We start from the raw sequence: 13,136 nt of genomic DNA on the forward strand, positions 1-13,136 counted from the left end.
GGCATTAGTTATTGAAGAGTGCAAGTCTTCTTCTATAACTATGCCCTTTTTTATTTTGTTTTCGAGCATTCTGAAAAGGAGGGAGCCCGAACAATCGCGGTAATCTAGAAGCAGCATGATCCAAACTAGTCCACCAAACCATAAAAGAAGGAGAACGATCTCATGAAATTACGTAAACTTTCCTTGACGGTAATGACAGCAATGCTGGCAATAACGGCTGCCGGCTGCGGCAGCTCTACAGAAGTCGCGAAACCGACAGCACCTTCAACCCCAAATGCAGGATCAGACACAATAAAAGCAGGTGCAACAAAACTGACAGGCGATTTCGAAATCCAATACTTCGTCGGCGGTTATGGCGATAAATGGTGGAAGAAAGTAATCGCAGACTTTCAAGCAGCAAACCCTGAATTGAAAATTAAAGAGAGCGCCGGGCCCAAAATCAACGAACAAAACAAACCACGTTGGATTGGCGGCACTCCGCCTGACTTCGTCTACATTGACGGACCGGAGCTGAACGACCGTCAGATGGTAACGGACGGACAGCTGGAGGATTTAACCGAATACCTGAAGGATGCCAAAAACGTAAACGGCGACAAAATCCTCGATTTGCTTGCCCAAAAGCCGAATCAGTACGATGGTAAGCTTTACACGGTTCCGCTTGTACTGAACTCTTGGGGTATTTTCTGGGATAAAGCTTTATTCAAAGAGAAGGGTTGGGAAACTCCCAATGATTTCCCTTCATTCTTGGAGGTTAGCGACAAAATTAAAGCAAGCGGTACTAACCCTTTCATTCATACTGGTAAGTACCCGTATTATATTAACCGTGCGTTCCTATACCCGGCAATTGTATCTGCCAACAACAACGACTACAAAGTCCTTGAAAATATGAGCGAATCCAAAGCTGAAGCTTTCTCGACCCCTGCAGTTTTGGCAGGCTTGAACAAAATCGTGCAGCTGCGTGATAAAGGATTCATCGACAAAGCATCGGTGCAAATTAACCACACGGATTCCCAATCGTTGTTCCTGCAGCACAAAGACGCTTTCATCCCGAACGGATTGTGGCTGCCTAATGAAATGTCAAAAGACGTACCTAAAGGCTTCGATTTCGGATTTACCCCTTCCATTACACAAGAAAAAGGCGGAAAAGTGGTTGCATACACTTCAACCGCTACCGTAGCTATTGCGAAAAAAGCAAAAAACAAGGAAGCGGCAAAAGCATTCCTGGTCTTCATATTCTCTAAAGAGCAAGCCTCGCAGTGGGCAGAGTTAAGCGGTGCTCCTTCCAACATTAAAGGAGATATCAGCAGCTCCAAAGCCCCTAACTTTGTTAAAGATGCAGCGGCTGCCCTAACTTCCTCCAATACGGTTGTAGTTCCCGACTTCAAGTTTAACGCTGACGTAGACAAAGCGATGGAGGATGCAACCGTTGCATTAACGATCGGCACGATTACGCCGGATGAGTGGGTAAAACGCGTAAGCGAGGCTGCCAAAAAGGCGAAAAAGTAGGCATTAACAAGTGAGATGGGATTGTGCGGAGGAATCTTCTTTCGATTCCTCCGCTATAGTTGCCAAGAGGGAAGGTGAATGAAGAGTGAGAACAAGATCAGCTCAGTGGGGACGGAAGCTATTTATCGCTGCATTCATTATTCCGACTTTTCTGTTCTTCTGCTTGTTCACGGTATATCCGGTTGTGCAGGCGTTATACAACTCCTTTTTTGATTGGTCGGGAGGTTCGGAAACAAAAGAATTCGTAGGACTGGGTAACTTTAAGGAGCTTCTTTCGGACCCTATTATGCATATTGCTATCGGTAACGATTATTTCTTGGTCGTAGGTAAAGTAATTGGAATTATGATTATTGCCACATTTTTTGCGGTGGCTCTTACACGCTTCAACATCAAAGGCTCTGGCTTTTTCCGTGCTATCTTTTTTATTCCGAATGTTATTTCGGTCGTTGTCATAGGGGTTTTGTGGAATTTTATATACAATCCTCAAATTGGTTTTCTTAACGCTTTCCTATCTTTATTTACAGAAAATAAGGTGGATATCACTTGGCTCGGCTTCCCTCAACATACGATCTGGATGCTGTTACCTCCAACCATTTGGGCCGGTATCGGCTTCTATATGATTCTCATGATTGCTGCAATAGTGAATATTCCCGCTTCGTATTATGAATCGGCCAATATAGACGGTGCCAATCAGTGGAGACAGTTTACAAACATCACCGTACCGCTTATTTGGGAGCAAATGAAGGTTTCCATTCTGAATATCGTGTTTACTACGCTAAACGGCTCATTCGTTATTGTATGGATTATGACAGTCGGAGGACCCGACAACACCACTCAGGTTATGGGATCTTATTTATATCAAATGGCCTTTAGGCAGTATCACTTTGGTTATGGAGCAGCCATCGGGGTCGTCATTCTCGTGATGTCGCTCATTACAACTCTAGTGCTACAACGGTTGATGAAACGCGATACGATTGAGATGGGCCAATGATAAGTACAGTTACGAAGGAGGGGGATCATGAATCAGCAAATCAATAACCCGCTGCTTAAATTTATTTCCAGATCTGTTCTCCTTATTTGGAGTGTAAGTGTTCTTTATCCGCTTCTATGGACGCTGTTGGACGCATTGAAAAACAATGAGCAATTTTTTTTGAATAAGCCTTGGTCTTTGCCGGAAACGCCTTTATTATGGTCGAATTTCTCCTATGTATGGAGCAAATATCATTTCGGCACTTACTTCATCAATTCGATTGTCGTTACATTGGGCAGTACGTTGCTGTCGCTGCTTTTAGCGGCTACTACAGCATATATATTAGCAAGATATGTGTTTAAGGGCAGCAACGTCTTATACGTACTTTACATCGCATCCATGATGGTACCGTTTAACCTGGCGCTTATTCCTTTATTTTTCTTAATTAATGACCTCCATTTGATCAATACGTGGACCGGACTTATACTGGTATATGCGGCGAGCGCGCTGCCTTTTGGGATTTTTGTCCTTGTAGGATTTTATAAATCCTTGCCAAAGGAGCTTGCAGAGTCCGCATCCATTGACGGGTGCTCGGATTTTGGAACCTTCTTCAGAATCATGCTCCCGCTTTCGCAGCCAGGTCTCATTACGGTAGGAATCATGACCGTACTGACTACATGGAACGAGTATATTGTCGGAACCATTCTGACGAATGATCCGGAGAAATACACATTGCCAATCGGAATTGCCGTCATGCAAGCCGAGATGCAATACCGCACAGAATGGGGACCGTTATTTGCAGCTTTGCTGATCACGATTGTTCCGGTTCTCATTATGTACATCTTTTTCCAGAAACAGATCGCAAGCGGAATTACTGCTGGCGCCGTAAAATGAAACGATTGTAATCGCATGATTTCCCCCATAAGAAGCACCTACTCTACATCGAAAAAATTCGATATAGGGAGGTGTAATTTCTTATTGTACAGGTATTTATAAATCGTATAAGATTTTTTATACTAAGAAAAAAGTGGGTGGCTGGAATGAGGCTCATGTATATGCTGCAGAAAATAGGACGCTCGTTAATGATCCCCATTGCCGTCCTTCCTGTCGCGGCGATATTGCTGCGCATTGGCTCGATTAAATTCGACAATCCGATTCTTTTACACTTTGCACAAATATGCGGATCGGGCGGAAGCGCCATATTCGATAATCTCTCGCTGCTGTTTGCTATCGGCATTGCGATAGGCTTAACATCGGGTGAAGGCATCGCGGCTTTGGCGGCAACGGCAGGTTATCTGGTTTTCAATAATGTTCTGAAGCACTTCGAAACAGGCGCTCCAGGCGTTGTGGAGAAATTGGATATGGGCATTCTTGGAGGTATTTTCTGCGGTGTCATTTCAGCAACCTTTTTCGAGAAATTTCACAATATTAAGCTGCCGAAGGCGCTCGGTTTCTTTGGTGGAAGGCGGTTCATCCCGTTGATCACCTCTCTTGCCATGGTTGTTTTCGGTGTCATCATGGGGTTTATTTGGCCGCCCGTGCAGATTGCTATTAATCAATTCGGCATGTGGATCGTAGATGCGGGAAGCCCGGGGGTATTCGTGTACGGGTTTCTGAATAGACTATTAATCCCAACAGGGTTGCATCATATCCTTAACAATATCGCCTGGTTTCAAATCGGGAATTACGTGACACCCGCGGGGAGAGCAGTTACAGGGGATATGACGCGCTATTTTGCCGGAGATCCTACAGCTGGAATGTTTATGACAGGCTTCTATCCGGTCATGATGTTCGGCCTTCCGGCCGCAGTGCTCGCCATGATTAAAGGGGTGCACCCTTCCAATCGGTCTACAATCGTGCCGGTATTATACAGTGCAGGGCTAACAAGCATTCTTACCGGGGTAACGGAACCGATCGAGTTTGCCTTTATGTTCGTCGCACCAGGTCTTTATGTGATTCACGCGCTGCTTACCGGATGCTCCATGATGATTATGAACATGCTGCAAGCGAAGCTCGGTTTTGGCTTTTCGGCCGGATTTATTGATATGGCGATGAATTTGAATTTTTCGTCGAAGCTTTACTGGATCTTGATTGTCGGATTGATCTATTTTGTGGTGTACTACTTTACCTTCCGTACTTTCATACGATTTTTTCACTTTGAAACACCTGGAAGCGAATTAGCGAAAGAAGGTGCTCAAGGGGATACCGCAGATGAAATGATTATTATTCCCGGGGTCAAAAGAGACCGAACCGCAAGCATCCTGCTTAACATCGGAGGCGTTTCAAATATCATTTCCGTAGATGCATGCATAACCAGGCTAAGGCTCTTGGTTATGGACGAGAGCTTGATCAAAGAACCCGAGCTCAAAGAGCTGGGAGCCATTGGAGTGATTCGACTCGGGAAAGGGAATGTTCATCTTGTATTTGGGACAGAATCGGAGCAGATCAGAGAATCCATGAAGAAACTGTTACCGTCCCTAGCAACCCGGAATCCCAATAGTGCGGAGGTAACCTATGATTGAGCGCACGATTATTCATGTTCTTTCTCATAATGTAGTTATGGCGCACCTTTCCACCGGAAAAAATTCGATTGCTTTCGGCAAAGGGATCGGGTTTAAGAAGGAGCCGGGAATGATTATTGACGATGTTTCTATTACCCAGGAGTTCCTGCTCCACACTTCGGAAGTTATGAAAAGCTATGAGCAAATTCTGAACGCCGTTGACGTAAAAATTATCGGAATTACCGAAGAGGTCATTGCCTATGCGCAGGGAATGCTCGAGGGCGAATTCTCCGAAACGATCCATGCCTCGCTTGTCGATCATATCAACTTTGCCGTAGAACGGCAAAAACGCGGGATTTATATTACGAATCCGTTTGCCTATGAGATCCAGTATATGTACCCCGAGGAGTATCGGGTAGCCAAACGTTCTGTCGATTTTTTGAACGATCATTTGGATGTTACACTTCCGGAGGATGAGGTGGCTTTCCTCGCGATGCATTTTAACGGAGCGCGCAATAAAGAAAAAGGTTCGGAATCGTTGACGGTGGTCAAGCTGGTGTCCAAGATCATCGAAGAAGCGAGGGAGCTTGGATACAGCTTTGACGACTCCTTCTCTACGGTCCGTTTCATCAGCCATTTGAAGAGCTTAATTGAACGGGTCAAACAAGGGAAGACCATTCAGAATCCCCTGCTCGATAAAATCAAAGTAGAGTACGGGGACACGTACCTGAAAGCGGTTGTTTTGTCTATGTACTTGAATGATTCACTTGGCAAGACAGTACCTGAGGATGAAATAGGCTTTTTGGCGATGCATCTTGAACGTATGATTCAGCGGACGTAACAAAGTAAACGAAACACGTCAATTACGAACGCAACAACCGCTTCTATTCAAACTCAACCTCAACTACATTCGCAAAGTCGATAAGATGCCAATCCCACTTTGTACCCGTTGTCTCGATTTTAATAAGTTGATGCCGCGGGTCTATTCCAGTTACGATGCCGGTTATTCGTCGGTCCTCATACTCTCCGAATAATGTAATCTTCACGCTCAAATTGTTAAATTGCGAAACCGATAAACGTCCGAATAATTCCGATTGTTCCTTTTCTGTTAATTCCGGTCGATAATGCTTACTCAAATTCATATGTACAACCTCCACAACTAGAACATTTGTTCTCATTATAACCGATTGATACACGGATTAGTCAAGTGGAAAATAGCGATCTCCCGTCTGAACGTAAAGAGGACGTTCACATACGGTTCCCCGCATGAGAGCGCCCTTCAGTTACTGTTTAATCTTCCGAACTTGAGTTAAAGACAGATGCATCTATTTGATAATGTCATTATTCTTTAAACTGTCTATACTCACATAAAGACCATCGCTTAAGCGTACGATGTGCCAATAAATCCTTCATGCTCATAGCTGCTCAACAGGCATATAAATACAAAAAAGCCACTCCGAGGAGTGGCTTGAACCTTTAGTGCTATTGATAATCCTTCGCTTTTTTTACAAGCTCATCGTATGCTGCCTCTGGAGTTATCTTACCAAACATCAGTTTTTCCCCAACATCCTTAAAGTCCTTGGTTGTATAATTACTCCAACCTTTAGCCCCAGGATTGAATGGTTGGGCATCCGGCCCCACATTCTTGATCAATTCGATCTGCAACTGGTCCGCTGGAGTCAGCTTAGGCGTCAGGTAGGCAAGTGCTTTCTTGGAGACTGGAACACCTCTTGTCGTAGTAAGGATATCCGCCGCCTCTGTATCGTTGACGAACCAGTCGATAAACTTTTTGGCTTCCTGGGTATACTTGGAATCCGAGCTCACCGACCAGAACATAGAAGGCTTCAGAAACCCACTCGATTGGGCTCCCCTCGGCTGATCCACAAGTGTATAGGCTCCAGGCTTAACCCCATCGTAACCCGGGAACAGTGCTGCAAAACTTCGCCTCATCAGCAAAGTATCATTATTTATCAAATCCATCTTCACGTCTGACTCGATATCGGTCGTTGCGATTTCAGCTGGCGGGACAACTCCGTCTTTACGAAGCTCAGCATACTTTTTAACGAATGTAAGCCACGTATCCTTATCGATGTTAAACTTGCCATCTATTGTAATAGGATATCCTTTTCCTTGGCTTATTTGATAGGAAGCATACATATTGTAATCGCTGGTTGCATCCATAAGAACATATTTATCTTTAGCAAGCTTCGCTTTGGTATCTTTACCGAATTGGAAATATTGATCCCATGTCCAGCCATTGGTCGGCGCTGAGATCCCCAACTTATCAATAGCATTCTTGTTGTACACCATACCAGTAGCATTATTACCAAGAGGAATCGCATACAGTTTATCTTTATACATCCCTGATTCTACAAGTGGTTTATCAATATCATTCGTATTTATACCCTTGGTAAGGTCTGCCAACTGGTTCCTACCAGCATACTCAAATAACCAGTTAGGATTCATTTGGATAATGTCAGGGGCATTTCTAGCAGCGGCTTGGGTTGCCAACTTTTCAGCATACCCGTCAAATCCAGAAAATTCTGGCTCAAAAGTAACATTAGGATACTTCTTTGTATAAGCATCTAATGCCTTCAAAGTGGCATCATGCCTTGCTTGCGAGCCCCACCATACAATGCGCAGCTTCACTAGCTTATTATCTGTTGCCCCCACTCTGGATGCGGCAGATTCTTCACTTGGCTTGTTATTCGTATCACAAGCTGCCAATCCTAATGAAGCTAACGCTGTCATGGACAGTAGACCCCATACTCTCATCTGCTTATTCATGTTTATAACCCCTTCCTATATCAGCAGTCCATCATCACTCTTTCATTATATAAATGACCGGGAATAAGAAAAATAAGAGTAATGAACACAATTGTATCACTATTGCCCACAATTATTTTTTGCCAACTTCACTAGGATTCATCCCGTAATACTTCTTAAATAAGGAGCTAAAATAAGCCACATTCTTGTATCCAACTCTTTCCGCGATTTCGTAAATCATGTATTTCCTTTCTATTAATAAGGCTTTAGCCTTTTCCATCCTTGTGCGTATCAAATAATTTGTAAACGTCTCCCCAATCGCCTTTTTAAAAATCCGATTTAAGTAGTTACGAGATAAATAAAGCTGCTTGGACAGATCCTCTAAGTTAATCTCTTCTGCATAATGATCATGTGCATAATGGATCATAAAATCCACTGCCTCCTTATGCTTGGAATTCTCATTCCAGTGACGGCTTGAAGCAATAACATGAATTTTGTCCTGCAGCCATGGCCGCAGCTCTTCTACGGTATGAATTTGTTCAATTTCCTTTATTAAATCAATGTCGGGAAATAGCTCGTCTAACACAATACCCGCACTGTATAAAGAATAAGCCAAGATTGTCCAAAGCTCCTTACACAAATATTGCAGATAAACCGAGTTGATATCAGGCAGCTGCCGCAGTTGCTGGATATAACCATCAATAATCTCGATCGTAGCCTCTTCCTTAGAAATAACAATGGCAGCCGCAAGCTCCTGATAAAATTTGATCGGACGGAAAGCGGACTGCTTTTCCCAAGGAACAAAGGACGGCTCCCCTTGCCCCGATATAAGCAGCTGCTGTAATAAATCTAAAAAGGCTTCATCAGTCGAATCGGAGAGCTCCTGCCAGTTGGCTTTCACGCTGCCAAGGCCAGTCCGTATTTTTAGTTTAAGATACTTGTCAATACATTCCGTAATCCTCTCACCAATCCTGCAAATCCTTGTAAGTGCTTCATCGCTTGAATGCGGCTCGATATGGAACACGATAGTAGCATGATGACTGTGCAATTCGATGAATTCAGATTTCGGCCAGTCCTCAGCTAGGATTTCACGAATGATATTAGCAAAGGCAAACCGAAATAAGCTCCAATCCGATACGGTCAGGTTAGAAATCCGATCTGTGCTCGTGAGCTCGATTCCCATCACCAAGTGGCTGTGTTCTATCCAATGCGAAGACTCTGGTAATCCCATCCCTTCCCTCGGTACCGTCTTGTCCAATGTCCCGGTAATTACCGATTTCAACCATTCCTTCTGAACAAAAGGCTCGTACATCATTAGCCGTTGCCGAACCTCCTCCTGCTCCAGCTTCTTCAATTCCTTGGCTTCAAGCCCTTTAATGACTTTTTCCAGCACGTCATGGAGCTCATCCAAGGTCACAGGCTTGGATAAATAGTCGTTCACCTGCAAACGCAGCGCTTGACGCGCATATTGAAAATCCGAATAGCCGCTTAGAATGATCACCTCGCCGGGGATCTCTTCTCTTTTCAACTGCTCAATCATCTCAAGGCCGTTCATAATAGGCATATAAATATCCGTGATGATAATATCGGGATCGGTTTCCCGAATCTTTTGGAGTCCTTCTACCCCATCCATTGCCTCGCCTACCCATTGAGCTTCAAGCTTTTGCCATGGAATCGACTTCTTCATCCCTTCCAATACCTGAAAATCGTCATCAATAATGAGAACTCTCCACATAGAATTGCTCCCCCGCCTCTTGTTTATTGTGTATTCTCGGCAATAAAATGGTGGCCTGAGTGCCTTCCCCATCCAGGCTCTTCATACTCACGCCATAAGGTGCCCCAAAATAGGCAGCCATCCGTTCCTTTACATTCCTTATCCCGTAACCACCTGTTTTCCTTGGCTTCTGCCTATCCCAATCTGGTTTGATCCCTGCTCCGTTATCAATAATACGAAACTCGACCTCTTGATCCCGTACGTGCCCTGAAATGTGGATTGCGCCTGTTTTCCTACCGTGAAATCCGTGAATAAAAGCATTTTCCACAAATGGCTGCAGCGTCAATCGGGGAATATACAGTTCCTTTAGCCCTTCATCCATTTCGATTGTAAAAGAAATCCGGTCCCCCCAGCGAATTTGTTGAATTTGCAAATAACATTCCACATGAGTGATCTCATCGCGAATCGAGATCATCGTTTCCCCATTGGAGAGGCCGATTCGAAACATTTTCCCCACGAGGGATAAAATTTTACTGATTTTCTCTTGTCCTGACTCAATGGCGAGCCAGTTTAATTGATCCAGTGTATTGTACAGAAAATGCGGATTGATCATAGCCTGAAGTGCTTGAATTTCTGCTTCACGCTGCCGCCTATGCTGTGCTTGTAATGAAAGCATGAGCTCCTCTATTCTTTCCATTTGCCTACGGTACCCGATGAATAAACTACCGAACTCATTCTTGTAATCAGTTGGCAACTCATCTGTAATAGACCCATTAGCCGGAACACGGTCCATGATCGCCAGCAGCAGTTGGATCGGCTTGATAAATTGCCTCGATAAAAACAAAGTAAAGAACGAAGCTATCAAAATAGCTGTTAGCCCCACGGATACAATAATATAGGCAAGCCGCACGCTGCCATGAATAATGTTCTTCCATGGTGTCACTTCGACCAGCATCCAGTCCGAACGGACTTTACTCCAGACAAGTAAGGCTTCCTCTCCTTCTACATCAGGAAGATGAATGTAGTCCGACTTCCCCTCCTTGCCTCGGATTCGATCCAGGCTCGACTCGTACAGCATGGTATTCCCTATGGAAGTTATCATCTTGCCGCCGGCATCGAGCAGCACTCGGTTTCTTTGTTTCCCATCCGTTTCCCCACGAACCAGATTCTCAATGGCCGATGCTTTCACATTCAAGACCAGTACCCCGTAGTATTTATCAGAATTATTATATAGTTTTCGGGCGAAGCTGATAAATTGCTGCGGTCCGTTATTCGTTGGAAGCGTGTGCTCGGCAATCCAGGCAAAATCATTATTTTGAACTTCCGGATACCACAATTCCCCCCTCACATGCTGCATATCTTTAAACTGAACTGGACTTTGTGAATCGGTTAAGCTGGGATTGTCCATATACAAGTCAATAGACTGCACCATTGTCGTACTATAGGTAATACTCGACAGCAAATTCCTTATATCATCCTTACGGCGAAGGCGCCCAAATAAGTCTGGATCCAATGGATCATAGCTTATGGTATTTATATTTCTAGATGCAGCAAGCGACATTTGCTCAATTGATTTCAATTGAATATCCAGCTGTTTGTTCAGTTCATTCAATAAATCCTGCTGATAATAGGACGTGTTATCCACTAGCTCACGGGCCGTAATACTGTAGCTAATCCATGTGAAAATCAGCAGAAATACGGCAATAAATGCTGCAAAGCTGCCAAAAAACAGCCGATCTATTCGTACCCTTTTAAACAGATTCATCAGTGGTCCACCTTTCCTATCCATTAACCTCAATGGAAAAAAAGCTGCCTTCAAGCGCAGCTTTCCCTTACTCACAATACGAATGTGATCTTATTCTACCCCTTCACCGCACCCGAAGCAATGCCATCCACAAAATGACGCTGAGCCAGAAAGAAGAGGATCAAAGCAGGTACGATGGACAGAAATGACATCGCAAGAAGCTGTCCCCAAGGGAGAGCAGACTGGCTATCCACGAACAATTTCAACGCAAGCCCCACCGTATATTTATCCACGGAATTGATGTACAGCAACTGTCCGAAGAAATCATCCCAGTTCCACAGAAAGCAATAGATCGTAACCGTTACTAGCGCCGGCTTCGTAAGCGGCATTATGATTCTCCAATAGATACCGAACCAGGTACAGCCGTCCATTTTGGCCGACTCATCCAGTTCTTTAGGAATCGCCCGGATGAACTGGACCAGCAGGAAAATAAAGAACGTACCGCCTATTCCTCCTGCCAGTGCGTGAGGAACGTAGAACGGCAGGTAGGAGTTTACCCAGCCAAATACGTTGAACATAATATACTGCGGAACCATCGTCACCTGATTCGGAAGCATCAGCGTAACCATGAGAATGGAGAACCACATATTTTTAAGCGGAAAATCCAATCTAGCAAAACCAAAAGCAACCAAAGAACAGGAAATCACCGAGGTGATTAACAATCCAAAAATCAATTCGAACGTATTCATATAAAAATGAGTGAAGGTATATTTGGGAAGAGCTACCCACCCCTCAGTAAAGTTGCTCCACAGCCATTGTGTTGGAAATAAGCTTGGTGAACTCATTTCTTCGTTGGATTTGAACGCGGCTCCAACCCACCACAAAATCGGATAAACCATGATTATACTAAACAAGGACAAAAACAGATGGGAACTGATTGTTCGACGCAGTGTAGGACTCATTATTACTTTCTCCCTTCTGTCTCATAGAATACCCAATACCGGGACGAGGCAAAGATTAATGCGGTAGATATCGCGATAATCACAAGTAGGATCCAGGCCAGTGCGGAAGCATAGCCCATATCATATCGGGAAAAGGCCCGATCGTATAAGTATAAAGCGTACATATAGGTGGAGTTCACCGGACCCCCCTTAGTAATGATGAAGGCCTGCGTAAACATTTGAAATGAACCGATCGTTTGCAGCACCAGGTTGAATAGCAGTACAGGTGATAACATAGGAATGGTTATCGTAAAGAACTGTCTGAACTTCGAAGCACCGTCTACGGAGGAAGCCTCATATAATTCAGCAGGAATTTGCTTCAAGCCTGCAAGGAATATAACCATTGACGAGCCGAACTGCCAAGCAACTAAAATAATGAGTGTAGCGAGAGCAGTACTTGGATTACTGATCCAACTGATGCCTTTGATGCCAAACACACTTAGAAACTTATTGATGAATCCATCGATACCAAAAATATTTTTCCACAGCACAGCGACAGCAATACTGCTTCCGATAAGGGAGGGCAAGTAGATAAAGGTTCTGTAGATGGAAATACCTTTGATTTTCTTATTGAGTAGCATCGCGACCATTAGAGCGCTAAATAGCTTGATCGGCACCGAAAGAACAACAAACAGCAGGGTCACTTGGAGTGACTGAACGAAAATATCATCATCGGCAAAGATGCGCTCATAATTTCTCAAGCCAACCCATTCTGGGGCATCCAGCAGTGTAAATTTAGTGAATGAATAATAGATGGACTGGATCATAGGCCACAAGGTTAACAGCAAGAATCCAAGAAGCCATGGGGAGATGAATAAGTAACCGGCAATGGGTGATTCCCAGCGACCCTTTAGGGTGAAAGGAGCCTTTTTTTGAAGCTTTTTTGAGGGAATTATCGTTGGTTGTGTATGCATAGTGCCCACCTTTTTTCCAA

11 protein-coding genes are annotated in these 13,136 nt (G+C 44.2%); 5 read left to right on the forward strand and 6 right to left on the reverse strand.

Annotated elements, in window-relative coordinates; all coding sequences use genetic code 11:
- Nucleotides 1-162: 162 nt before the first annotated feature.
- The 5 genes from OB236_RS12925 to OB236_RS12945 all read left to right on the forward strand — a co-directional run bounded on the left by OB236_RS12925 (nucleotide 163) and on the right by OB236_RS12945 (nucleotide 5,818).
- Nucleotides 163-1,506: an ABC transporter substrate-binding protein gene (locus OB236_RS12925; RefSeq protein WP_262684352.1), complete on the forward strand. Its 1,344-nt coding sequence runs from the start codon at nucleotides 163-165 to the stop codon at nucleotides 1,504-1,506.
- Between the two features lie 85 nt (nucleotides 1,507-1,591).
- Nucleotides 1,592-2,497, forward strand: a complete 906-nt coding sequence (locus OB236_RS12930) for a carbohydrate ABC transporter permease (protein ID WP_262684353.1) — start codon at nucleotides 1,592-1,594, stop codon at nucleotides 2,495-2,497.
- A 27-nt stretch (nucleotides 2,498-2,524) separates the two neighbouring features.
- Complete coding sequence (locus tag OB236_RS12935; protein WP_262684354.1) at nucleotides 2,525-3,370, forward strand: carbohydrate ABC transporter permease; 846 nt, start codon at nucleotides 2,525-2,527, stop codon at nucleotides 3,368-3,370.
- Between the two features lie 155 nt (nucleotides 3,371-3,525).
- Nucleotides 3,526-4,998 carry a PTS transporter subunit EIIC gene (locus tag OB236_RS12940; RefSeq protein ID WP_262684383.1) on the forward strand — a complete coding sequence of 491 codons (1,473 nt, stop codon included), beginning with the start codon at nucleotides 3,526-3,528 and terminating at the stop codon, nucleotides 4,996-4,998.
- The gene (locus OB236_RS12945) at nucleotides 4,991-5,818 is read left to right on the forward strand and encodes a PRD domain-containing protein (RefSeq protein ID WP_262684355.1); all 828 of its coding nucleotides are present in this window, start codon (nucleotides 4,991-4,993) and stop codon (nucleotides 5,816-5,818) included. Before OB236_RS12940 ends, OB236_RS12945 begins: the two co-directional genes overlap by 8 nt.
- 43 nt (nucleotides 5,819-5,861) lie before the next feature.
- Here OB236_RS12945 and OB236_RS12950 read toward each other — a convergent pair whose 3' ends face one another.
- The 6 genes from OB236_RS12950 to OB236_RS12975 form a co-directional block, all read right to left on the reverse strand.
- Nucleotides 5,862-6,119, reverse strand: coding sequence for a YolD-like family protein (locus OB236_RS12950; protein WP_262684356.1), 258 nt, complete (start codon nucleotides 6,117-6,119; stop codon nucleotides 5,862-5,864).
- A gap of 340 nt (nucleotides 6,120-6,459) precedes the next feature.
- Nucleotides 6,460-7,764 (reverse strand): ABC transporter substrate-binding protein, encoded by a 1,305-nt coding sequence (locus OB236_RS12955; RefSeq protein ID WP_262684357.1) that lies wholly within the window; start codon nucleotides 7,762-7,764, stop codon nucleotides 6,460-6,462.
- 112 nt (nucleotides 7,765-7,876) lie between these two features.
- Nucleotides 7,877-9,478, reverse strand: coding sequence for a response regulator (locus OB236_RS12960; protein WP_262684358.1), 1,602 nt, complete (start codon nucleotides 9,476-9,478; stop codon nucleotides 7,877-7,879).
- Entirely contained in the window at nucleotides 9,456-11,222 is a 1,767-nt protein-coding gene (locus OB236_RS12965; protein ID WP_262684359.1) for a cache domain-containing sensor histidine kinase, read from the reverse strand. The genes OB236_RS12960 and OB236_RS12965 overlap by 23 nt, the downstream gene beginning before the upstream one ends.
- Nucleotides 11,223-11,317: 95 nt before the next feature.
- Nucleotides 11,318-12,163 carry a carbohydrate ABC transporter permease gene (locus tag OB236_RS12970; protein WP_262684360.1) on the reverse strand — a complete coding sequence of 282 codons (846 nt, stop codon included), beginning with the start codon at nucleotides 12,161-12,163 and terminating at the stop codon, nucleotides 11,318-11,320.
- Between the two features lie 2 nt (nucleotides 12,164-12,165).
- Nucleotides 12,166-13,116, reverse strand: coding sequence for a carbohydrate ABC transporter permease (locus tag OB236_RS12975; RefSeq protein WP_262684361.1), 951 nt, complete (start codon nucleotides 13,114-13,116; stop codon nucleotides 12,166-12,168).
- Nucleotides 13,117-13,136: the final 20 nt, after the last annotated feature.

The sequence above is a fragment of the Paenibacillus baimaensis genome, from assembly GCF_025567575.1.

Coding starts and splice junctions, on each gene's coding strand:
- OB236_RS12945 (WP_262684355.1), top strand. CDS start 4,991: ATGATTGAGCGCACGATTATTCATGTTCTTTCTCATAATGTAGTTATG.
- OB236_RS12950 (WP_262684356.1), bottom strand. CDS start 6,119: ATGAATTTGAGTAAGCATTATCGACCGGAATTAACAGAAAAGGAACAA.
- OB236_RS12935 (WP_262684354.1), top strand. CDS start 2,525: ATGAATCAGCAAATCAATAACCCGCTGCTTAAATTTATTTCCAGATCT.
- OB236_RS12925 (WP_262684352.1), top strand. CDS start 163: ATGAAATTACGTAAACTTTCCTTGACGGTAATGACAGCAATGCTGGCA.
- OB236_RS12940 (WP_262684383.1), top strand. CDS start 3,526: ATGTATATGCTGCAGAAAATAGGACGCTCGTTAATGATCCCCATTGCC.
- OB236_RS12970 (WP_262684360.1), bottom strand. CDS start 12,163: ATGAGTCCTACACTGCGTCGAACAATCAGTTCCCATCTGTTTTTGTCC.
- OB236_RS12955 (WP_262684357.1), bottom strand. CDS start 7,764: ATGAATAAGCAGATGAGAGTATGGGGTCTACTGTCCATGACAGCGTTA.
- OB236_RS12965 (WP_262684359.1), bottom strand. CDS start 11,222: ATGAATCTGTTTAAAAGGGTACGAATAGATCGGCTGTTTTTTGGCAGC.
- OB236_RS12975 (WP_262684361.1), bottom strand. CDS start 13,116: ATGCATACACAACCAACGATAATTCCCTCAAAAAAGCTTCAAAAAAAG.
- OB236_RS12960 (WP_262684358.1), bottom strand. CDS start 9,478: ATGTGGAGAGTTCTCATTATTGATGACGATTTTCAGGTATTGGAAGGG.